General features: G+C 51.8%; 17 protein-coding genes and 1 tRNA gene. 11 read left to right on the forward strand and 7 right to left on the reverse strand.

The genetic code is table 11. The annotated features are described in order from the left end of the window. Positions 1–297: 297 nt before the first annotated feature. Both AB8516_RS01295 and AB8516_RS01300 read right to left on the reverse strand, forming a co-directional pair. Positions 298–2,364 carry an ankyrin repeat domain-containing protein gene (locus AB8516_RS01295; RefSeq protein WP_369157316.1) on the reverse strand — a complete coding sequence of 689 codons (2,067 nt, stop codon included), beginning with the start codon at positions 2,362–2,364 and terminating at the stop codon, positions 298–300. Further along, the gene (locus AB8516_RS01300; protein WP_369157318.1) at positions 2,336–3,661 is read right to left on the reverse strand and encodes an NAD(P)-binding domain-containing protein; all 1,326 of its coding nucleotides are present in this window, start codon (positions 3,659–3,661) and stop codon (positions 2,336–2,338) included. The genes AB8516_RS01295 and AB8516_RS01300 overlap by 29 nt, the downstream gene beginning before the upstream one ends. A 272-nt stretch (positions 3,662–3,933) precedes the next feature. Between AB8516_RS01300 and AB8516_RS01305 the strand changes: the two genes are divergently transcribed. The 7 genes from AB8516_RS01305 to serS all read left to right on the forward strand — a co-directional run bounded on the left by AB8516_RS01305 (position 3,934) and on the right by serS (position 16,246). Next, positions 3,934–4,845, forward strand: a complete 912-nt coding sequence (locus AB8516_RS01305) for a hypothetical protein (RefSeq protein WP_069128372.1) — start codon at positions 3,934–3,936, stop codon at positions 4,843–4,845. 122 nt (positions 4,846–4,967) lie between these two features. Continuing rightward, a complete protein-coding gene (locus AB8516_RS01310; RefSeq protein WP_369157321.1) occupies positions 4,968–6,449 on the forward strand; it encodes a cytochrome c3 family protein in 1,482 nt (493 codons plus the stop codon). A gap of 19 nt (positions 6,450–6,468) precedes the next feature. Beyond that, the gene (locus AB8516_RS01315; RefSeq protein ID WP_369157323.1) at positions 6,469–11,430 is read left to right on the forward strand and encodes a cytochrome c3 family protein; all 4,962 of its coding nucleotides are present in this window, start codon (positions 6,469–6,471) and stop codon (positions 11,428–11,430) included. Between the two features lie 180 nt (positions 11,431–11,610). Then, the gene (locus tag AB8516_RS01320) at positions 11,611–14,109 is read left to right on the forward strand and encodes a tol-pal system YbgF family protein (RefSeq protein ID WP_369157325.1); all 2,499 of its coding nucleotides are present in this window, start codon (positions 11,611–11,613) and stop codon (positions 14,107–14,109) included. Between the two features lie 170 nt (positions 14,110–14,279). After that, a complete protein-coding gene (gene crcB / locus AB8516_RS01325) occupies positions 14,280–14,660 on the forward strand; it encodes a fluoride efflux transporter CrcB (protein WP_369157327.1) in 381 nt (126 codons plus the stop codon). Continuing rightward, positions 14,657–14,968: a DUF190 domain-containing protein gene (locus AB8516_RS01330; protein ID WP_108294080.1), complete on the forward strand. Its 312-nt coding sequence runs from the start codon at positions 14,657–14,659 to the stop codon at positions 14,966–14,968. Before crcB ends, AB8516_RS01330 begins: the two co-directional genes overlap by 4 nt. A 3-nt stretch (positions 14,969–14,971) precedes the next feature. Beyond that, positions 14,972–16,246, forward strand: coding sequence for a serine--tRNA ligase (serS, locus tag AB8516_RS01335; protein ID WP_369157329.1), 1,275 nt, complete (start codon positions 14,972–14,974; stop codon positions 16,244–16,246). 41 nt (positions 16,247–16,287) lie between these two features. Here the strand turns inward: serS and AB8516_RS01340 are convergent, their stop codons facing one another. Together AB8516_RS01340 and AB8516_RS01345 are read right to left on the reverse strand one after the other, a co-directional pair. Then, positions 16,288–16,467 (reverse strand): hypothetical protein, encoded by a 180-nt coding sequence (locus tag AB8516_RS01340; protein WP_108294084.1) that lies wholly within the window; start codon positions 16,465–16,467, stop codon positions 16,288–16,290. A 77-nt stretch (positions 16,468–16,544) separates the two neighbouring features. Next, positions 16,545–17,216, reverse strand: coding sequence for a Bax inhibitor-1/YccA family protein (locus AB8516_RS01345; RefSeq protein ID WP_108294086.1), 672 nt, complete (start codon positions 17,214–17,216; stop codon positions 16,545–16,547). A 170-nt stretch (positions 17,217–17,386) separates the two neighbouring features. Between AB8516_RS01345 and AB8516_RS01350 the strand changes: the two genes are divergently transcribed. Both AB8516_RS01350 and htpX read left to right on the forward strand, forming a co-directional pair. Beyond that, positions 17,387–17,477, forward strand: a tRNA-Ser gene (locus AB8516_RS01350). Positions 17,478–18,003: 526 nt separating this feature from the next. Next, positions 18,004–18,876, forward strand: coding sequence for a protease HtpX (htpX, locus tag AB8516_RS01355; RefSeq protein ID WP_369157332.1), 873 nt, complete (start codon positions 18,004–18,006; stop codon positions 18,874–18,876). A 203-nt stretch (positions 18,877–19,079) separates the two neighbouring features. Here the strand turns inward: htpX and AB8516_RS01360 are convergent, their stop codons facing one another. Further along, a complete protein-coding gene (locus tag AB8516_RS01360) occupies positions 19,080–19,361 on the reverse strand; it encodes an RNA-binding protein (RefSeq protein WP_108294116.1) in 282 nt (93 codons plus the stop codon). A gap of 578 nt (positions 19,362–19,939) precedes the next feature. Between AB8516_RS01360 and AB8516_RS01365 the strand changes: the two genes are divergently transcribed. Beyond that, on the forward strand, positions 19,940–20,608 hold the full coding sequence (locus AB8516_RS01365; protein ID WP_369157334.1) for a response regulator: 669 nt from the start codon (positions 19,940–19,942) through the stop codon (positions 20,606–20,608). Positions 20,609–20,617: 9 nt separating this feature from the next. Next, positions 20,618–22,099: an ATP-binding protein gene (locus AB8516_RS01370; RefSeq protein WP_369157336.1), complete on the forward strand. Its 1,482-nt coding sequence runs from the start codon at positions 20,618–20,620 to the stop codon at positions 22,097–22,099. A 47-nt stretch (positions 22,100–22,146) separates the two neighbouring features. Here AB8516_RS01370 and AB8516_RS01375 read toward each other — a convergent pair whose 3' ends face one another. Continuing rightward, positions 22,147–22,863: a hypothetical protein gene (locus AB8516_RS01375; protein ID WP_369157338.1), complete on the reverse strand. Its 717-nt coding sequence runs from the start codon at positions 22,861–22,863 to the stop codon at positions 22,147–22,149. 86 nt (positions 22,864–22,949) lie between these two features. Beyond that, positions 22,950–23,915 carry a hydrolase gene (locus AB8516_RS01380; protein ID WP_369157340.1) on the reverse strand — a complete coding sequence of 322 codons (966 nt, stop codon included), beginning with the start codon at positions 23,913–23,915 and terminating at the stop codon, positions 22,950–22,952. Positions 23,916–23,922 lie beyond the last annotated feature (7 nt).

The raw sequence follows: 23,922 nt of genomic DNA on the forward strand, positions 1-23,922 counted from the left end.
GTTATAGACAAACCGCCTTTCTCTTGCAAAGCCTGCCCTCAACAGGATTGCTTCTGATGACACATCCATGAGTCGCGAACGGTCGGAAAGTTTAGATCAATCCTTTGAATGATAGCTCAGATCGCACGTCAGTGTGATCAGATTGCGTCACACGCATTAAATCGAATATATGTGTTTGAGCGGAATTCGGTTGGTCCTTAGGATTATTCTATATTGAATGATTATTATCGATACCATCCATATGGTCGCGCACATTAATTAGATAGTGGAGTTTTTTAACTTTAGCTACAGAGGACACTAGCGCATAAAATCAAGCAGGCCGCCACTGCCTTTGTTTTTGTCGATATAGTCGGCCACCTTGTCGTGGCCATTGCTGCGTGCAATATCGTATGCGTTTTCACGGCGCAGGTTGAGATGATGGGCATCGGCCTTGACTTCCAGCAGCCGCTTTACGACTTCCATGTTGCCTTGTTCCGCCGCCAGCATCAGGGCTGAATTACCTGCATGGTTGTAATGGTTAAGATCAGGGCCATATCGCAGCAGGATGTCAACGGTGTAGACGGATCCGTTTCTGGCTGCCAGCATCAAGGCGGTATTGCCGTTGTCGCTTTCACGGTCTATGTGCTGTTCATTCTGTATCAGTTCATTGACTAGTTCAGCATGACCGTGGGATGCGGCACGCATCATCGGCGTAAGCCCGTCTTTGGCATGGAGATCGATCTTAGCGCCTGATCGCATCAGCAGATAGAAGATATCTTTATTGCCCGCATCGATGGCATGATAGAGCGGTGTGCGGCCTTTCTCATCAGCCTGGTCGACGGCTACCCCCTTTTTCAGCAACATCTTGACGATTTCAGGCTGTTGTTTGGCAACCGCCAGAATCAAAGGTGTGATGCCCTCGCCGGTGGCTTTGCTGGCATCCGCACGTTGCACCAGTAAGAGTTTTACGAGCGTTGGATTTTTATGTTCCACCGCCATATGCAGTGGCGTTACGCCATTATCACCGACAACATTGACGTCGGCGTTGTATTCGATCAGTTGCCGTGCCAACTCCAGATTGTTCTCCCTGCTGGCGAGCAGCAGCGGAGTAGGGCTTGCTGCGGATGCCAGGTTGGGATCGGCACCTTTCCCCAGCAACAGGGTTACAACTTCTTTGTGCCCCTGCCAGACACTGCGGCTCAAAGGTGTGAGCCCCTCCGGATCGAAACCGTTAATGTCCGATCCCTCTTTCAACAAGGCCTCGATCAGCGGCATCTGTCCCCGCCATGCGGCCAGATGCAGGGTACTCCAACCGGCAAAGGGATTTCTCTCTTCGTTGGCCTTGTTTCTGGACGGCATGACGGATTGGCTGACCTTGGCCAGATCGGGGAATTCGCTCCTTCGGTTCTTGGTCTGGGTGGCTATGCCGCCTGCTGTCCTCAACTTTTTGGCAATCACGTGATATTTACGCAGCTCGGCCAGATCCAGTGGGGTCTGCTTGTTGCGGTTTTTCGCATTCACCTTAGCGCCACCGTTGATCAGAGCCCCGACCGTATCTGCCTGTTTCCTGTTGGTTGCGACCAGTAACGGTGTGTTGTTGTTGGCATCATGGGTTTCAAGTTTGGCTCCGGCCTTGATCAGGCTGCGCACGATGGAGGCGTGCCCCAGACCGGCAGCGGAATGGAGCGGGGAATCGCCCAGGCTGTCACTGGTATTCGGGTTGGCGCCGGCGGCAAGCAACATTTCAACTATTTCCTGGCGATTGTTGATTGCCGCCTCGTGAAGTGCGCTACGGCTGAACTCGTCCCGGGTGTCAGGTGAGACGTCGTTGGCGAGCATACGTTTGATGGTCTGTGTCTTACCTGCGGCAGCTGCACGGTTGAAGAGTTCCGATATCTGTTTGTCATCCAAGCCATCCGTGGGAGATGTGGAGCCCAGAAGATCGAGTTTCTTTTGCGCTAGTTTGTGCCCCTGGAAGGCAGCCCTTTGGTACCAGTCAGTGGCTGTTACGAGATCGGCTTTAACTCCCCAGCCATGTTCGTACATGGTCCCGGTTGTGTATTGCGCTTCGATATGTTCCTGTTTGGCTGCCTGTAGAAACCAGTGATAGGCCCTAGCCGGGTCCTTTTTGACACCACGCCCTGCACGATAGAGCCCGCCAAGAGCGAATTGAGCGTCCTGATCACCTTGTTGGGCCAGGTTTTGATAGATTTCCGCCGCTTTTATGAAATTGCGCACGCGTATTGCCGCTTCCGCCTCATCATGGGTGGAGGCGTGGAGTAGCAGTGGAAAGAGGAGTAGGAGGATTAGCAGAGATGCAGCCATAGCGCGGAGTGAGGTTACGTTTCCATCTCTTTTAAGCGGTGCCGTGTTTGGTTTCCACATTGATTCCTGTCTCTTTAAGAAAGCCTGTTGGTAGGATGCCGCCGGCACATATGATGGCTGCGTCATTAGGTATTACAATCTTCTCTCCCCCTTTGTCGATGGTAACTTCCTCAGGTGTGAATTCAACGACATTGGAGCTAAGCAGTAGATTGATTCTTCCTGTATCCACAGCGGCATCCACCTTCGACCGGTTTTTCTTTTTGGCCCGGCTGAAGGCGCCGCTCCGGTAGGAGAGCGTTACCGTGGTTCCCGGTTCGTCGGCAATGCTGTGGGCGGCTTCCAAGGCACTGTCACCGCCGCCGACGATCAGAACATGCTGATTCCTGTATTGTTCCGGATCGATCAGCCGGTAGGTGACTTTACTCAAATCCTCTCCCGGTACGCCGAGTTTTCTGGGTGTGCCGCGCCTGCCGATGGTGAGCAGCACCGTACGGGTATGATAGACGTCTTTATTGGTTTTGACCTCATATCCTCCCTTGTCATTAGATAGGATCTTCTCCACCCGCTCATGGTAACTGATTTTTACACCGGTTTTTTTCTCTACTTTCTGCCAGAATTCCAGCAGTTTCTCCTTGGTTGTTTCGGTGAATTTCACCTCACCGACCAGCGGCATTTTGACGGGCGCGGTCATCACCAATTTCCCCCGGGGGAATTGAAATACGGTTCCCCCCAAGGATTCCTGTTCAACGGTCTTGTATTTTAGTTTTTTCTCCATGGATCTCAGGGAGGCGCAAAACCCAGCCGGTCCGGCCCCGACTATTAAGACATCCAGCGGTACGGAGGCGGAGGCGCCGTCATTGAGATCGTCGACAATGTAATCCAGCGCTTTATAACCCTGTTCTATGGCGTTCCTGATCAATCCCATGCCACCTAATTCACCAGCAATATAGATACCAGGCATACTTGTCTCGAAGTTGGGTTTCAGGAGCGGGATATCCACGCCGCGCTTTTCGGTACCGAATACCAGGGTAATGGCATCGAACGGGCAGGCAGTCTTGCAGGCGCCGTGGCCGATGCAGTTGGTAGGTGCGATCAGTTCCGCCTTGTTGTCAATCAGGCCAAGCACAGGGTGATTTGCCTGCTCCGGACAGGCCTTGACGCAGGTGCCGCAGCCCATGCACTTCCCCGGGTCGATTAACGGATGGAGTGAGGCGGGTTCTGTCAAACCTGCCTCGAACTCCTCGGTCTTCAGTGCGAGGTTCCGTTTGCTTTTGCGTTTTGTATAGATGACATAGATTAACCATACTGAAAGTATGGGTATTGCGTATATCATGTACAGGTCTAGGGAGTACTGCATCTTGCTGTCTGTACTCAATATTTCAGAGAGTGTTGTAGTTCACATTTCATTAGCTCAGAGCGCCTGGATTTTACACCCTTATTCATCATTTCGGTCTCTCTGCCGAAAACATAAATGATGTCAGAGTCTGTTTTTGTGAAGCCCTTCATGGATGGGAAAAATGTCCCAACATAAGATAGCTGCATGTACTAAATTGAGGCTGATCATAAGATACAACTCAATAAAAAATGTTAATAAGTAATTGAATTTATACCAGGTTACAGGTGATATAGATGAATACAGCCGCAATTCCGGCCAGCGTTAATGAGACAGTTCTTGATAGGATTCTCTCCGCATGGCAGCAACGAGCAGGCCTAATCACAACCCTAGGATTTACACTGTTTTCCATGCTTTTGCTCTATATGGGATGGCTAAACCATACAGAAGCGGTATGGACGGCAGAATCTGGGTGGGGATATTGGTTCGGGATTGTCGGTGGCAGCCTGATGCTGATGTTGTTGCTCTATCCCATGCGCAAGCGGCTTCACTTCATGAACAAGTGGCTGACGGTCAAGTTCTGGTTTCGCCTGCACATGGTATTTGGTGTCCTGGGGCCGGTATTGATCATGATGCATTCAAGTTTCCACATTGGCTCGTTGAATGGCCAGGTGGCCCTTTACAGCATGTTGTTCGTGGCCATCAGTGGCCTGTTCGGCCGTTATTTCTATACCCGAATTCACTATGGTTTGTATGGTAAAAAGGCCACATTTGCCTCTCTGCATGCGGACTCGGCAGAGCTGAATAAAAAACTCGGTCCCCTGTTCGAGCTCCAGCCCAGGGCGCGAGAGATGATGAAGCAGTATGAGAAAATGGTCATGGAAGCCCCTAAAGGTCCGATTGCCAGCGCCAAGCACTGGTTCAAGATGCGGCTCATGTCCGTCAGGATCTACCCGACGGTGATGCGTGCACTGAATAAAAAACTCCTGGCAGCCGGTCATCGAAAAAACTGGAACAGGGCCAAAGTACGGCGTAAACAACTTCGTATCCGGAAAATGCTGCTGACACATCGCAGTATACTTCGACAGATTCTCGAGCTACATTTCTACGAGAGGCTCTTCGCTATTTGGCATCTGCTTCATATGCCGCTGTTCATCATGATGGTGATAACCGGTTTTGTGCATGTCTATGCTGTTCATGCTTATTAATTAACGAGTAACTGTTTTTTAGATTCGTGATGATACGAAATGGCTGTTATGCCTTTTGTCTGTGTCTACTCATGCTTTGCTCTATTTCTCCTGTGATGGCTGGGAAGCTAGATCTTATTTTGATGCCTGGTCCGGTGATTTCAGGTCATGCCGAGTTTGAGGAAAAGTGCGAAAGCTGCCACGAGACACTGAAAAAGGCTGAGCAGGTGGAGCGTTGCCTTTCATGTCATGACCATAGTGATGTCGCAAAGGACATCGAACAGGGCATGGGGTATCACGGCAGGCTTGATCCGGAACAGGCAAAAAACTGTAAGCGCTGTCATACGGAACACAAAGGCCGGGAGCGGGACATCGTCAATCTAGACAGCGAATCGTTCGATCACAGTCAAACCGATTTCAGTCTCAAGGGAGCTCACACAACCCTGACATGCCAACTCTGTCATACCCAGGAATACAAGAAATACAGCCAGGCGCCTTCTCTGTGTTTCGATTGTCATGAATCCGATGATGCCCACAAAGGGAAGCTTGGTAAGGAGTGTGAAACCTGCCATGACGAAAAGAGCTGGAGCAAGCAGACCTTCGACCACGACCTTGATACGGAATACCCACTCAGTGGTAAGCACAGAGAGCTGGACTGCAGACTGTGTCACGCCGATGATCACTACAAGAACACCCCAAAGGAGTGTGTCGGCTGCCATCTGATCAATGATGCGCACAATGGGCGTTATGGCAAGGTGTGCGCCAAGTGCCACGGTACGGAAGGGTGGAAAGAACTGGTCTTCAATCACACTGCAGATACCGAATTTTCACTGGAGGGCCGGCACAAGGATGTCCCTTGCGACACTTGCCATAAGCATGGTCCGTATGAGAAAAAGCCCGCCAAGCACTGTTTTTCATGCCATGAAAAAGATGATGTGCACAAAGGCCGAAATGGCGAGAAGTGCGAGGATTGCCACAGCGCTGAGAGCTGGACCAAGGTGAAGTTCGAGCATGGGAATGACACCCAGTTTCCACTCATGGGCAAACATCAGGATCTGGTCTGTACCGCCTGCCATCGCACAGTGGCGATGGACGACCTTCAAGAGGCCGATTGCATCACTTGTCATCGGCCTATCGATGTGCATAAGAATGAGCTGGGTGAAGATTGCGGTTATTGCCATAATGAACAGGGATGGAACGTTAAGCTCTTTTTCGAGCACGATATCACCCGTTTTCCTCTGATCGGCATCCACAGTGTCACCACTTGTGAATCTTGCCATCTGAATGCCGAATTCCAACAAACCGATAGTGCCTGCCTTGCCTGCCATGAAGCCGAAGAGCCCCACGAGGGCCGCATGGGAGAGAAGTGCGGTGACTGCCACAATCCCAATGCCTGGTTATTGTGGACCTTCGATCATGACACCCAGACCGACTTTCCGCTGGAGGGCAAGCACGGAGAAATCTACTGTGACAAATGCCATCGGACGGATCTGACAGAACATAAACAATCCGCTAACCACTGCTACGGCTGTCACCGGGGAGATGATATACATCGCGGCGGCTTCGGGCGTCACTGCGATCGTTGCCATAGCACAGAGACCTTCGAGGATCCAGTCATACGTTGACTGTCATCGGAATGGACAAATGATGAATATGACTCAGAACGGCAAAACAGCGTCCGATAACGGATTGACTCAACTTACTTGGTTGATGCTCATGCTGGCTGTGATTTACAGCGGGTTATTCAGCAGTCCTGCATCAGCGGTATCCACTGATTACGACCATTTCTCCACAGGATTTCCGCTCACCGGCGAGCATCGCAATGTGGAGTGTGACCAGTGCCACGACACAGGACAGTTTGCAGGCACGCCCGTATTGTGTAACGGGTGTCATAACGATACCGATGCCGCAGGCAAGTCGATGGATCACATCCGCAGTGATGACCAGTGCGACGACTGCCATACCACGGTCGGCTGGCATGTGGCCCGCTTTGATCACGGTAGTATTTCCGGTGACTGTTTTGCCTGTCACAACGGCAGTGCCGCTCAGGGCAAGGGCAGTGATCATATCCTGTCGGGCAATACCTGTGAATTCTGCCACTCAACCTTCAGTTGGGCGAGGGTCAGTCATGTGGACCATACTCAGGTGACCGGCACCTGCGAAAGCTGCCACAACGGTGATATCGCGGCGGGCAAGCATGCCAGCCATATCGCCACCAATGATCCATGCGATACCTGTCATATCACCCAAAGCTGGCTGCTGGTCTTTTTCGACCACTCCAATGTGGTCAGCGGCACCTGTGAGACCTGCCACAACGGAGTCAGTGCTACCGGAAAATCCGCATCCCATATCGTCACCTTTGAGTCCTGCGACCTTTGCCACACCACGAATGGTTGGCAGGTTGCCAATTTCTCCCACGCCGGCATCAGCGACAACTGTGAAAGCTGCCACAACGGAGTCAGTGCCACCGGTAAGAATGTCGGCCACCTGAACACAACCGCACCCTGTGAGCTTTGTCACACCTCAACCAACTCATGGTTGGTCGTCAACTTTATCCATGGGGAGGAGGCATTTGGACAGTGCTCGACCTGTCATGACGGTGTCACACAGCCGGGCAAGCATGCGCAACATATCCAGACCACCGCTGAATGCGACCGCTGCCATACCTCGACTGAATCCTGGGATCAGGTCGGCTTCGATCATAGTGAAGTAGTGCCGGGAACCTGTGCCTCCTGTCATGATGGTGTGCAGGCACCCGGCAAGCACGCCACCCATATCGTGACCAATGAGTCGTGCGATGTCTGTCATGCGACGACGGCAAACTGGAATGTCATCCGTTTTGACCACAGTAGTTTCGACACGGCCGGTCTCTGTTCGACCTGTCACGACGGTGTTCGGGCCACCGGCAAGCACGCCACCCACATCCAGACAATCGAGCAGTGCGATACCTGCCATAACTCCACAAACGACTGGGCCAATACCAGTTTCGATCACTCCGGTGTGGAGACTGCGGGTCTCTGTTCGACCTGTCACGATGGGACAACCGCCACCGGCAAGCACGCCGCCCATATTCAGACCACTGAGCAGTGCGATACCTGTCACGGCTCGACCAATGCCTGGAATATCGTGACTTTCAATCACCCGGCGGATGTGGCTGGTCGCTGTTCAACCTGCCATAATGGTATTCAGGCCACCGGTAAACATGCCAACCATCTGCAGACCAATGGGGAGTGCGATACCTGCCATGTCATTACCGCATGGAATGTATCCAACTTTGATCATAGCGGTATTACCAGCGGCTGCGAGTCTTGCCATGACGGCGTGATTGCAACCGGCAAGCATGGCAGTCATATCCCCACCACTTCCTCCTGTGAAGCCTGTCATTCCACCAATGACTGGACCCTCGCCAACTTTTCCCACGAGGGTGTCTCGGGTACATGTGAATCCTGCCATGATGGCAATATCGCCACCGGCAAACATGACAACCACATCCCCACCAACGCATCCTGCGACAATTGCCACAACACCAGTGGCTGGGCGATCAGCAACTTCGACCATGAAGGTGTGACCGGCAGCTGCCAGTCCTGTCACGACGGCGTGCTCGCCACCGGTAAGCACGATGCCCATGTGGCCACCACCGCGGCCTGCGAGGGCTGTCATACCTCGACCACCAGTTGGGCGGAGGTCAATTTCGACCACTCGATCGTCACCGGCGCCTGCGAAAGCTGTCATGACGGCGTCATCGCCACAGGAAAATCGGCGGATCATGTCGAGACCACGGCTGCATGTGATAACTGCCATATTTCGAATGAGACCTGGACCAGTGTCAGATTCGACCACAGCGGCATCACCAGCGGATGCGAAAGCTGCCACAACAATGTGGATGCGATCGGTAAACCCGATACCCATATTCCGACCACTGAGCCTTGCGAAAACTGCCATAATACGGTGACCTGGAGCACCGGCAGATTCGATCATGCCAATGTGGCCGGCGCCTGCTCAAGCTGTCATGACGGTACCACCGCCACCGGCAAACCGGCGCAGCATATCCTCACCGATGCCCAGTGCGACAGCTGTCATACCTCGACCATCAACTGGACACAGATCAGTTTCAATCACGACAATTTCCAGGTGAGCGGAAGATGTTCGGACTGCCATGACGGCACACTGGCCACGGGTAAACATGCCCAGCATATCGAGACCACGGCTCAATGCGACACCTGTCATCTCTCCACCCTGGTCTGGACCGATACCAGTTTCGATCACAGCGGTGTCAACACTGCGGGTGCCTGTTCCACCTGCCATGACGGGACAACCGCTACCGGCAAACATCCCAGCCATCTCACGACCACGGAAGAGTGCGATGTCTGCCATACTTCGACCACCTCATGGTTGCGGGTGACATTTGACCACAGTTCGGTACCCACCGCGGGTGTATGCTCCAGCTGTCACAACGGTATCCAGGCCACCGGCAAGCATGCGACCCATATCGATACCAATTCCCAGTGCGATGTGTGTCATACCACGAATGGCTGGACAGTCACGACTTTCGATCATAGCGGGGTTACCGATCCCTGTGAGTCTTGCCATGACGGCAATACCGCCACCGGCAAACATGCGGCCCACATCCCCACCACCTCGGCCTGTGATGTCTGCCATACCACCAATGACTGGACTATGGCCGGCTTCAGTCACGCGGCGGTGGTCGATCCCTGCGAGGTATGCCACAACGGTGATATCGCAACCGGCAAGAGCCCATCCCATGTGCTGACCAATGCGCCGTGCGACACCTGCCACAACACAAACAGCTGGCAGATCAGCAGCTTCAACCATGAAGGGGTAACCGGTAGTTGCTCATCATGCCATGACGGGGTACAAGCGACCGGCAAGCATGCCTCCCATGTGGCCACGACAGCCTCCTGCGAGGCCTGTCATACCTCCACCAACAACTGGCTGCAGATCAATTTCGATCACTCCGTGGTAACGGGTACCTGTGCCAGCTGTCACGATGGCAATACCGCCACCGGCAAGCCGGTCGATCATGTCCCGACCGACGCCGCCTGTGATAACTGCCATATCTCCAATACCACTTGGTTGAACGTGCGGTTCGACCATACCGGCATCGTTGCGGGATGCGAAAGCTGCCACAACAATGTGGACGCCATCGGCAAACCGGCGACCCATATCCCGACCACCAGGCCGTGTGAGGATTGCCATACCACCGTGACCTGGGCCACGGGTACTTTCGATCACGTGGGTGTTGTCGGCACCTGCTCGAGTTGTCACAACGGCAACACCGCTACCGGTAAACACGCGGCCCATGTGAATACAAACGGGCAGTGCGACAGCTGTCATACCTCCACCGTGACCTGGCTGTCGGTGAATTTCGATCACAGTACGGCTACCGGTCCCTGCTCGAGCTGTCACAACGGCACCATTGCCACCGGCAAGTCGGCCAGTCATGTGGCTACTAACGCGGAATGTGATATCTGCCACATCTCGCAGAACAACTGGGCTGCTGTGAATTTTGATCATTCAGTGGCGATCGGTGTCTGCTCCAGCTGTCACAACGGCACCACCGCGACCGGGAAGCCGGTTAACCACATCCAGACGACTTCGGAATGCGATGCCTGCCATATCTCCCAGACCAACTGGCTGGCGGTACAGTTCGATCACACCAATGCAGCAGGCAACTGTTCGAATTGCCACGACGGTATCACCGCCACCGGTAAGGATCCCGGGCATGTGCCGACCACGGCACAGTGTGATGATTGCCATCTCTCCACATCCAACTGGCTGAATGTCCGTTTCGTCCATGGCAACGTGGCCGGTACCTGTTCCACCTGCCACAACGGTGTCACCGCAACCGGTAAACATGCCTCGCATATATCAACCTCGGCTCAGTGCGACGTATGCCACACCTCAACGTCCGACTGGAGGAGTGTGAACTTCAGTCACAGTGGAATAACCACAGGCTGTTCGAATTGCCACAATGGCACATTGGCCACCGGCAAGCCGGTCAACCACATACCGACGACGGAAGAGTGCAACGTCTGCCACTTGTCCACCAGCAACTGGCTGAATGTAAGATTCAGCCATAGCGGTGTGGCCGGCACCTGCTCCAACTGCCACAACGGCAATTTCGCCACAGGCATGCCACCCGGACATGTACCGACCACGGCCCAGTGCGACAACTGTCATACCTCCACCACCACATGGACCGCCGTAACCTTCGATCACACCGGTGTTACCGGGAACTGTGACGCCTGCCATAACGGTACGATAGCCACGGGCAAGCCCACCGGGCATTTCGTGACCACTGTTCAGTGTGATAACTGCCATACCACAAACGGGTGGCTGCCGGTGACCAATTACAGTCATATATCCAGTCGGTATCCAGGGGATCATCGGGGTAACTTTGGCTGTAATGTCTGCCATACCAGTAATAACGAGTCAGTGCCCTGGCCATACCCGACCTATGCAGGGTCATGCGCTGGCTGTCATGCAGGTGACTATGACCGTGGCGAAGATGACCACAATGGTCTCAGTAATGATCGAAACTGTGGCCAGAGCGGTTGCCACAGGGTTAGTGATCGCGAGTGGTGATAGGGATTTCCTTACCTGATAATCTTCCTTGCTCTGGAGATTATCAGGTAAATGGCCACAATTTTTCACTGTTTCTAAACATGTCTTGGGATTGCTGTTGGTTATTGACCTGTTGCAACCTACGGTGCAGCCTGAAAAAATCTATGCGGTCTTCATCCATATCAATCGGGTAATAAGCGAGTGCGGCAGAACTATCAATCATGGATCCAACACGGGCTGTTGTTGCTTGTATTGCTTTGTTCATGTCAGGCAGGTGCAGCGACCCGAGTCCTTGATCGTATCGAATTACAGACTGAAGGTGAGGACAACATCATCTCTGTCTATTTCAATATCCCCGTTCGATACGTTTCCCATCTGATCAACGAATCCGGCAATGAAGTCGGAGTGCAGCTGAAGCTTGGTCAGACCGCCGATATCGAGCTGACCGATCTGGTTGAGAGCGATCAGCTGACCTGGAGTCCGAGCGCTGCGGTCCCATTGGAGAAGGTGGAATTTCAGGGCAATATCATCGGTACATCCACCCTGCTGGTATCGTTTGCCGCTTCAGTGAGCGATGTGAAAATACGGCAGGGACGTGATTTCTATGTCATGCAGTTTATCCTGCCGGAATCACCGCGGGTTTCGGGTATGGCGGGTAGCCTTGCCAAGGCCATCGATGTCCCGGTACCGGAAACCCGTGCACCGCTCAGTGTTAAATCGCTGCCCCTGGTCATCTATGTGATCAATCTCGGCACCCAGTCGGAACCTGTGGATTTTACCGAGATTGCACCTGTGGCGGTGGGTGAAAATCAGTTGCTCTACACCACCAAGACCAAGGTGGAGGAACGCACCCTGTACCGATTGCGCTTAGGTTTCTTTCGCACCAAGTTTGAGGCCCAGGAGCAACTGAAGGCAGTAAAGAATTTCTATCCCGATGCCTGGATCGATACCGCGGATATCCAGGAGCGGCGGCAAGCCTTTTTTGATCGGGGGATAGAGCATATCTTCAGTGACGGACTGATGGAAGAACCGCAGCTGGTGGACGTGGATCCCCGGCTTACCGAGATGATGGAGATAATCCGCCGCACTATAACCGCGGGGGAGTATGCGAAGGCGGTCAGGTTACTCGAGGCGCTGCTGGAGGAGCCGGAGAATATCTACTCCAAAGAAGCGCTTGAGCTCCTGGGACTCTCACGCGAGAGAAACGACCAGATCGCTCATGCCAAGGGGGAGTACCGTCGCTATCTGGAAAAGTATCCGGAAGGTGAGGATGCCGAGCGTGTCTGGCAGCGCCTGCTGGGTCTGGAAACCGCACCCATGCGGCCAAAGGAGTCACTGCGTAAAAAACAGGAGGAAGAGGGCGAGGATGGACCGAAGGCGGTATGGGATACCTATGGCAGCCTCTCCCAGAATTACCGCAGGGACAGCATCGACAGCCCGTTCGTCGAGGATGAGGACAGCGTCACCCGGTCGGAGATCGAGACCTTCATCGATCTGAATTCGAGGCGCAAGAGTGAAGATTTCGATATGCGTTTCAAGGTCACCGGCAGTTATATCCTAGACCTGTTGGATGACGGTGACGGAAATGACACCACCCTCAGTGACGCCTACATCGACGTCGAGCATCTCGACAGTCGCACCAGTGCCCGTTTCGGTCGCCAGCGCTTGCGTTCCAGCGGCATCCTGAACCGTTTCGACGGTCTCGTGCTGGGCTACCAGTTGACCCCTGATATTACCCTTCGGGCGACGGCTGGTTTACCGGTTGAACGGTCGCGCGACACCTTTCTGAACGATCATAAGCAGTTCGCCGGACTCAGTGCCGACATCTCAAGCATCTTCAAAAATTGGGATCTCAGCCTCTTCTTAGTGGAACAGCGTGTCGATGATCTGGTAGACAGAAGGGCGATAGGGGGTGAAGTACGCTACTTCGATCCCAACAAATCGCTGTTCAGCCTGCTCGATTACGATATCTTTCATGAAGAGGTGAGTATCTTCATGTTGCAGGGCAACTGGCGGTTTGAGAATGAGACCCGCATGTATATGAATCTCGATTATCGGAATACACCGATTTTGAGTACTTCCAATGCATTGAGTGGTCAGCTCGATCCCGATACGTCGTTACCGATAGAGTCGATCGAAGAGCTGCAGAACTTCTTCAGCGATGATGAGATCTATGAGTTGGCGCGGGATAGAACCGCCGAGACTACCTCGCTATCCCTCGGCATCAATCATCCGTTGTCGAAAACCCTGCAGCTGAGTGGCGATGTGACGGTCAGCAAGACCGGCGAAACACCCGCTTCCGGCGGGGTACAGGCGACAGAGGAGACTGATAATGAGTTCTTCTACACCTTTCAGGTGATTAAAAACGACCTGTTGAAACAGGGGGATATCGGTATTCTCAGCCTGCGCTATTCGGATGCCAACACCTCGGATACATTCCGGGTGGGTATCAGCAGTCGATACCCGATAACCAATAACTGGCGGATCAATCCCCGTATCAATTTCTCCTATCGCACGAATGACGACAACGATGGTTCACGAAAAACGATCAGCCCCTTTATCCGCATGGATTACCGCTACCGCAAGAACATGACATTCGAACTGGAAGGGGGGCTTAACTGGTTCGAAGAAGACGATGGTACGGAAGTGACCGATTTTACCGATTATTTCTTCTATGGTGGTTATCGTTGGGATTTTTAACGAACAGCCAGGATTTCCAACCATAATTCAGGACTGATTAAACACTCATTTTAGTTGTCACTGCAATACCCCTGATTACGCCAATTCGGCAACACAGCAGCAATAAAATTAGTATTAACAGGCACTAGGTAACTGCGGTTATAATCCCGCCTTTATGTTGATGAAAGGTCTTGAGATTGAACCAGCTGATTGCCATCGCATCCGGGGGCGCAGTCGGAGCGTTGTTCCGCTTTTGGGTATCCAGTGGCATATACAGCCTGCTCGGTCGCGGGTTTCCCTATGGCACGCTGGTGGTAAACGTGTTGGGATCGCTGGTAATGGGTTTTCTGTATGTCCTGCTGCTGGAGCGCACGACTGTATCACCGGAAATGCGGGGCGCCTTGCTGATCGGCTTTCTCGGTGCCTTTACCACCTTTTCCACCTTCTCTATCGAGACACTCAACCTGCTTGAGCAAGCGGAATTGCTGAAGGCCGGATTGAACATTCTGGTGAGTGTCATCGCGTGTGTTTTGGCCTGTTGGTTCGGCCTGGTGGTTGGGAGACAGCTATGAAACTGACCGAAGTGACCATGGTGCGGGTCTATTTGACCGAAGGTGATCATCAGTTGCGGAAATTGCTCGACTTTTTACATCGGGATGAACAGGTCAGCGGGGTTACCGCGTTTCGCGGTATTGCCGGTTTCGGACGTTCGGGCAAGGCGCACGAGTCAACCTTGTTGGATATCTCCATGGATCTGCCGCTGGTTGTCGAGTTCTTCGATCTGCCAGAGAAGGTGGATGGGGTGCTGCAAGATCTGAATCAATGGGTTGAACCGGGCCACGTTGTAAGCTGGCCCGCACGAATGAATATGGGTGAATAATCAATGTTGGATCCGCGATTGTTAAGAAACAACCTGGAACAGGTGGCACAGCAGTTGGCGCGCCGGGGTTATCAACTGGATGTTAATCAAATCAGTACCCTGGAAACGCAACGCAAGCAGTTGCAGGTAGAGTCGCAGGAGTTGCAGAATCAGCGTAACAGTCGTTCCAAGTCGATCGGGAAGGCGAAAGCGGCAGGGGAGGACATCGAGCCGCTGCTGGCTGAAGTGGCGCAACTCGGTGATCAGCTGAAGGCCTCTCAAGAGGCACTCGGCAAGGTTCAGGAGACCCTTTCGGATATCACCCTCGGCATCCCCAATCTGCCCCATGAATCGATACCGGACGGCAAGGATGAGGAAGACAACCGGGAAGAGAGACGCTGGGGGGAGCCGCGCGAGTTTGATTTCGAACCCAAGGACCATGTGGACCTGGGCGATGCCAGCGGATTACTCGATTTCGAAGCGGCAGCCAGATTGACCGGCTCCCGTTTTGCCGTCATGGCGGGACCGCTGGCGAGAATGCATCGGGCGCTGATCCAGTTGATGCTGGATACCCATACCACGGAACACGGCTATACCGAGGCCTATGTCCCCTATATGGTGAATGCGGACAGCCTTCGCGGTACCGGACAGCTGCCGAAGTTTGAGGAGGATCTGTTCAAGCTCTGCGGTGAGTCTGAATACTACCTGATACCCACCGCGGAAGTGCCTGTAACCAATTTGATTCGGGATCAGATCATCGATACCGATTACATGCCGCGCAAATGGGTGGCGCATACTCCCTGTTTTCGCTCCGAGGCCGGATCCTACGGCAAGGATACCCGGGGCATGATTCGCCAGCATCAGTTCGAGAAGGTCGAATTGGTCCAGGCGGTGCCGGCCAGTCAATCTTTTCAGGCCCTGGAAGAACTTACGGGTCATGCCGAGGCAATCCTTAAGAAGCTTGAACTGCCCTATCGGGTTGTGACCCTGTGTACCGGGGATATCGGTTTTTCCTCCACTAAGACCTACGATCTGGAGGTCTGGCTACCCGGGCAAAACAGATATCGGGAGATATCGTCCTGCTCGAATTTCGTCGATTTCCAGGCCAGACGGATGCAGGCGCGTTGGCGCAATCCGGAGACAGGCAAACCTGAACTGGTGCATACCCTGAATGGATCGGGATTGGCCGTGGGACGCACGCTGGTCGCCATAATGGAGAACTACCAGCAGGCTGATGGATCCATCGCAGTTCCCGAGGTACTGCGTGGCTATATGGGTGGGTTAGAAAAGATAGTCTGACACGAAGGCTTTAAGTGATGGCACAGGGATCTAGATGTTGGCTAGACCATCATGATAAGCAGGATCACAAATCCGATGACAAATGCAATCGGCAATAAGACCGCCTGCCAATCTCCCGTTTGCGCCTTGGGGCTATTCTTGAGCATATGCTTGGCGCGGGGCCAGAGAAACAGAATCATCGCGCCCAACAATAACGCCCAGATGATCTTTGTCCAATCCATCCTACTTGTACTCCTTCAAACCTCGACATAAAAAAGCCCCGGCAATGCCGGGGCTTCTCTGCATCCATTTAGGACAATCAATCTTCCCCGGAAAGTGCTCCGAGTAGCGAAAGCAGATGCACGAACAGGTTGTAGATATTCAGGTAGAGGCCAATGGTTGCCATGATGTAATTGGTCTCTCCGCCATGCACCATGCGGCTTGTGTCATAGAGAATGAAACCGCTCATCAGCATGATCACGACCGCAGAGATGGCCAGATGCAATGCAGGCATATTGATGAACAGACCTGCGAGTATGGCTATAAAGACGACCAGTAATCCCGCCATCAGAAAACCGCCCATGAAGCTGAAATCACGCTTGCTGGTGAGGGCATAACCTGAAAGGCCAAGGAAGATGATACCGGTGCCGGCCATGGCGGTTCCCACAATCTGGGGGCCGTTAGCCATACTCAGGTAGATATTCAGGATCGGACCGAGCCCGAATCCCATCAGGCCGGTAATGCCGAAAATGACTGCCAGGCCGGTAGAGGAGTTGGCTGTACGCGGCAGTACGAACCAGATCAGCACGATGGCGCCGATCAAAGAGGCCATGTAGGTCCAACCCGGTACGGCAAGAAAGACAGATGCAGTCGCCGTGATCGCGCTGAACAGCAGCGTCATGGAGAGCAGTATATAAGTGTTTTTTATCAACTTATTAGTTGATATTACGGCCTCCGCAGGACGGGCGGCGCTTATATCTAGACGATTCATATTGGCTTAATCTCCTGATTACTTCCCTAAAATCAATCTGATTGGTGAGACAGTTATGGTTGTGATTCGTTCAGCACAGGATACTGTTCCTGGCGAAAAGATCAATACATATAAAATGGTGGTAATTAGTGGATATTTCAAGGTTAGTTAGTGTATGCTAGCGCCGCTTCGGAGAGGTGGCAGAGCGGTTGAATGCGGCGGTCTTGAAAACCGTTGAGGGTTAGTAGCCCTCCCAGGGTTCGAATCCCTGCCTCTCCGCCAAATAGAAAGGGGGCCTCATGGCCCCCTTTCTATTTGGCGGTGCGGTAGGATTTGATTCGAACCCTTCGTTCGACAAGGCGCGCAGCGCCGCAGGACGCCGAGCATAGCGAAGGCGCCCCGAAGGGGTGAGCCAGCTTTAGCAGGCGAATCAATCCCTGCCCATCCGTTGGCACCGCAAATTTCGCGTAACCACGGCCCCCTTTCTATTTGGCGGTGCGGTAGGATTTGATTCGAATCCTTCGTTCGACAAGGCGCGTAGCGCCGCAGGACGCCGAGCATAGCGAAGGCGCCCCGAAGGGGTGAGCCTGCTTTAGCAGGCGAATCAATCCCTGCCCATCCGTTGGCACCGCAAATTTCGTGTAGCCTCATGGCCCCCTCTTATATGGCGGCGTGGCAGGATTTGATTCATACTCTTCGTTCGACAAGGCGCGTAGCGCCCCAATTAATTGGGAACTTCTCTTGAAATCAATCATCAATGCATCAATATTCACATAAAAAATTGAATACCTGACCTGGTGAATCGAAGATGATGAGAATTGCGCTGTTTTTAGGTACTAATCTGGCAATCTTGATGCTGATCAGCATCACTTTCAGATTGCTCGGTATAGAGGGTCTGCTGTTGGAGAATGGGGTCGATCTCAACCTCAATGCATTGCTGGTCTATTCAGCCGTTATCGGTTTTTCGGGTTCGCTGATATCGCTCTTTATCTCCAAATGGATGGCGAAACGCAGCATGGGTGTCGAGGTGATCGAGGCACCGGGAAACGAAGTCGAGAGATGGTTGTTCAATACCATTGAAAGGCAGGCGCAACAGGCCAATATCGGTATGCCGGAAGTGGGGATTTTCGATCATGCCTCACCCAATGCTTTTGCCACAGGGTGGAACAAAAACAGTGCCTTGGTTGCGGTCAGCACCGGTTTGCTGCAGCAGATGAACAGGGATGAGGTCGAGGCCGTGCTGGGGCATGAGGTCAGCCATGTAGCGAACGGCGATATGGTTACACTGTCATTGATACAGGGGGTGGTCAACACATTTGTCGTTTTCCTCTCCCGGGTCATAGGGCATACGGTTGACCGCATCGTATTCAAGACCGAACGCGGCTATGGTCCCGCCTTCTTCATCGTTTCCATGATTGCCGAGTTCGTTCTTGGGATCCTGGCGATGACGATAGTCATGTGGTTTTCCCGCTGGCGGGAGTTTCGCGCCGATAGAGGAGGGGCCGAGCTGGCGGGTAGGGAGAAGATGATTGCCGCCCTGAGGCGTTTACAGCAGGCTCATGAGCCGGAGTCACTGCCTGACGAGATAGCAGCATTCGCAATCAGTGCCGGTAAAGTGCAAAAGTTGTTTGCGAGCCATCCACCGCTGGAATCACGGATCGAGGCACTCCAGTCCGAGTAGCTAACCAGCTGCCTGAAGTGCTTGATTTTGGGAGAATATAACTGAGAGAGAGCAAACACTAAACCTACCTGTGATCACAAATATATCGTGCAGGTTATCGTGATTATATTTATTGCAACGACAGGCCAGGAATACCCAGCCTGTCGTTGATGGTAATTCAGTGTGGTGCTCAGGCCACCATCACAAGCGTGATGGCCAGACTGTTACCAGCGACCGCCACCACCACCACCAGAGCTTCGTTTTGGCTTATCCATCGCTTCATTGATTCTCAAGTCACGGCCCTGAAAGTCCTTGCCATTGAGCTGAGAGATCGCCTTTTCAGCATCACCTTGGCTCATTTCTACAAAGGCAAATCCCCTTGAACGACGGGTTTCTCGATCCAGTATAAGGTTTGCCGACTGCACCTCGCCAATGCCTGAGAAAAGTTCCCGGACATCATCTTCTGTGGCAGACCAGGGAAGGTTGCCAACATACAATTTAGTCATCTATCTACATTCCTAACAAAAAATATTCATATGTCCAGGGTCTGAAGGTCCCATGCAAACCTGCCAGACAGACCGTGAACGCTAAATGGCACGGCTTTTCATCCACCTTGCCTGAGCCTGGAAACCGAAGGATGCCGATTCTCGACCTGAAGAAAATCAAATGGGGAAGCGGTTATGGGTCTGTTTCGTAGCGTATTCAGATCATACCCCTGAATAAAACAATATGCTAATGATTTTTTTATAAAAAATCGTCATGGGTAATGTATGTTCATTTTGTCCCAAATAAGCTTGAATGGAGACTGCTGCAGAAATTATTCAGAGACTATATCGGATCTTTCGGAAGTATTTGAGGTGGGTATGACCAGTGGCAGAGTCGAAAACAGATCTTACTGTGGACTCTATTATCTTGTGAGATTTCTGGGATTTAAGATTTCATTAAGAAAACAGGGCTAATTTGAGAGGTCTGGGTTCAAGGCACGCAAAAGCAACAGATTAATAAAAATATACAAAAGGAATCCTTGATAAATTCAAAGCTACCATAGTATTTAAGTAACTGACTTAAATTGAGAGTTTAAAAAATGCGTATCCTGCTGGCGGAAGATGATCGATATCTGGGCGAAGGGTTGGCGCTGGGATTGAAACAGCTCGGGCACACCGTAGACTGGGTCAAGGACGGTATGGCTGCGGAACAGGCCTTGTCAACCGAAAACCTGGATGCAGTGATTCTTGATCTGGGCCTGCCGAGGCAGGATGGGCTGCATGTATTGCAAAAGTTGCGTAAACAGGGCAAGGATCTTCCAGTGCTGGTCCTGACAGCCCGTGATGCGGTTGAACAACGCATCGAGGGTCTTGATTCAGGGGCTGATGACTATGTTGTCAAACCCTTTGATCTGCTGGAAGTCAATGCGCGATTGCGTGCGATTACAAGGCGCCGCGAAGGGCGTTCGGCTTCGGTCATCACTTATGGTGACCTGGTACTGAACCCTGCAGCACGCAGTCTCACCAAGGCCGGTGAAGAGATAATGCTGGGCGCGAGCGAATTTGCCGTTTTGGAGTCATTGCTGACTCATCAGGGGCGCATACTATCCCGACAGGTATTGGAAGAGGCGTTGTATGGTTGGGATGAGGGTGTGGAAAGTAATGCTGTAGAGGTCTATATACATCATTTACGCAAGAAGTTGGGTAAGGATCTTATCAGGACCGTTCGCGGTGTCGGTTACACAATCCAGAAGTTGGTTCATCAATGAGATGTAAGCGTGCAGCAGAATACTAATCTATCTATACGTAGAAGGCTTTTAATCAGCCTGATAACCACCATTTTCATCCTATGGCTGATTTCAGCCTATTTTGTCTTTCTTGCCGCTCACCATGAAGTAGAAGAGATCTATGATGCGACTTTGGCTCAGGAGTCCCGCATTCTTGCCACATTAATGGTTCATGAGGTGGAAGAGGACAATGAGGCAAGGGAGGATTTAAAAAAACTTGTTAAGGAGTTAGGTGATGATTTCATCAATAGTTCCGCCTCGTTCAAACTGTTTATTGATGAATTCATGGCTGATGAGAGCGAAAAAGACTATCTGACACTGGTGCCTCGTGAGCTTGCAACCGGTCATCGTTATGAAGCGAAACTCGCGTTTCTCATAAAAGGGGTCAATGGCAGAACCTATTTACGATCAAACCTCCCGACCTCATTTAATACATTCACCGAGGGTTATAACAATGAAATCGTGGATGGCAAACTGTGGCGGATGTACGGTTTAAAGGAACCCAGTGGTCAGTTCCATGTGCAGATCGGGGAATTGATGTCAGTCCGTCAAGAGACTGTGTCGGAGATCGTTTTCAACAGTTTGTGGCCGATAATCGTTTCATTGCCCTTCATTGGATTGTTTATCTGGATCGTCGTGGGCGGGGGGCTGAAGCCGTTACAATCCATCGCTGATAAAGTTAAGAATAGGGATCCAAAATCACTTGAATCGATCTCCACTCATGGTGTACCCAGAGAGGTCGTACCGATGGTAACCTCCCTAAATAGCCTATTCCGTCGGGTGCAAAGAGTTTTAGACAATGAGCGGAGGTTTACAGCGGACGCTGCTCATGAATTGAGAACACCGATTGCTGCATTGAAGACGCTGGCCCAGGCTAAATCACTTGCTGACGAAAAGAATGGGCATGGCAATTTTCTGAATCAAGTGATACGGGGAGTCGATCGTGCAACTCACCTGCTGGAGCAGCTACTGACCCTCGCACGCATGGATAGTCGGTCCCTTGAGCATTCACATGTAGATGAAGTGGACCTGCATGGTGAATCGATCAACATATTGGCATCACTGGGTGCGACAGCCTTGGCGAAAGATATCGAACTCGCCTATGAAGGTGCGGAGCATCCGGTAATGGTGCCTGGCTATACACCAGGCATACAGATTCTGTTAAGGAATCTTATCGATAATGCAATTCGCTATACACCAGAAAAAGGGGAAGTCAGTGTAATATTGAATGAGCATGAATCAGATATTAAATTGGTTGTCACTGATACCGGTCCCGGCATTCCAGAGGAGAAACAACAGGGGTTGTATCAGAGATTCAGGCGAGGGGAGGATGCCAATAGCCAAGGAAGCGGACTTGGGTTATCTATCGTCAAACGTATTGTTGATCTGCATCATGCAACGATAGAAATGGCTAATCGAAGTGACCGCAGCGGACTTACAGTTACAGTTTCTTTTCCCAGGGCTCTTGCATAAGAAAGTAAAATATTTTGTCACCGGTTAACAATGACTGGCGCCAAAATTCAATCTGGTTGCTGGTGCTGATCACAGATTTCCTTTGCCATTACCAACAGATGCTCCAAATATCGAAGACGCTTTTCTGACAGCTCAACCTTGTCTTTCAGCTCAGAGTCCTCTTCACCACCATCAATGATATGAAAGGTGTCCTCAAAGAAAAAGACAAAGAAACTGTCAAGAAAACGAATCTCCCGGTTGGTGTCCATAATCAGATTATCAATGCCGAAAAGATCGATCATTTTTGGGTTATCCGAGTTGCGCCAAGCTTGAGCCGCTTTGACGAAGCGGGCCAGTTGTATGCGAGCTTTAGGGTATCTGCACAACAGCTTCATTGCCTCTTCTTCATTCTGTTGATTCGCGATGTTGAACCAGATGTTGACTGCTTTCGCCAGGACTAAAACACTCGGTGTGCCGTTGATTTTACTGACCACAAACAGGGCATCTGGGATGATTTCGTCGAGTGTTTCTTTCAATTGGCGGTAGTGACGAGCTAGCAGCCCCGCCTCACTGATTGAGTGGTCGGAAAATGGTCGTTTGATGACAAATTCCGTATAGATCACACCATCTTCATCATTGGATTCTATACCCTGCCGCTTATTGCTGCGCCATACTTCACAGTGGCTGCCAATCGTCGATACCAGAGTCGGTCGCAGGCGTTTTAGGTCGAGACAGGCAATATTTACTGATATCTGGCCGCCATCTTTATTTTCATTATTCTGCATCTGGTTGGTACCTTCAACTCAGGGATAGAAGAGAGAAAGGCTGCATGCATTAGGCGAAATGCCTCAACAGCACTTTGTAGATTGTGTCAATCTTGGGAGAGCACCTGTTTCAGGAATGCTGGAATACGATGATCCAGCCAGTAGACAGGCCGCCCGGGAAGGGTGCCCTGAACAAATCCCACATGACCACCTCTATCTGAAAGTTCTAGTGAAACACCCGGGCCGAGATCTTGCAAGCCTGGTACATCCTCCGGTTGCATGAATGGGTCATCCCGTGCGTGTAAAATGAGAGTAGGTGTTCTGATGTGTTTCAGGAATTGTGCGCAACTGCAACGGTGGTAGTAATCAGCGGCATCGACAAATCCATTCTGTATGGCAGTTATTCGATCATCAAAATCATAAATTGTGCGTATAGAATCGAAACCCTCCACAACGGAATATGATCTGGAACGACACTTTTGTATATAGGACTTCAACAGCTTCCCTAAAAGATGGCGGTTGTATACTTGTGAAAAGCCTTGCTCGAGACGTTTTACAGCACTTTCCAGATTAAAGGGAACTGACACAGCAACAGCCGCCTTTAAAGCTGAATCATGAGCTGATTCACCGAGATATTTGAGTAACAGATTGCCGCCAAGCGATATGCCGATGATAGCCAGTGGTACATCTCCTTTGATGCGCAGATACTCGATTATTTCAACCAGATCTTCCGTGGCCCCGGAGTGGTAACTGCGTTGCAGTCGGTTAGGTACGCCGCTGCAACCTCTCAAATGCATGAACAGGCATCTGAAACCGGCTTTACTTAAGGCAGAGATGAGTGTGGTCGCATAATGGGAGTCGAGAGAGCCTTCAAGTCCGTGTATCAACAAAACCAAGGGACCTTCAGATTCATGCCAGGTCAGGTCGATAAAATCCCCATCACGCAGTTCGACCCGCTCCCAGTGGAGATTGAGGAGTGGACGGTGTCTGAACAGGCTGGGCCAAATAGTCTGCAGATGAGGAGAAGGTAGCCACCAGGCCGGTTTGAATTCACTTCTGATCAGTTGTTTCATCTATTTT

The organism is Candidatus Thiodiazotropha sp. LNASS1, assembly GCF_964212655.1.
Lineage (GTDB): Bacteria > Pseudomonadota > Gammaproteobacteria > Chromatiales > Chromatiaceae > Thiodiazotropha.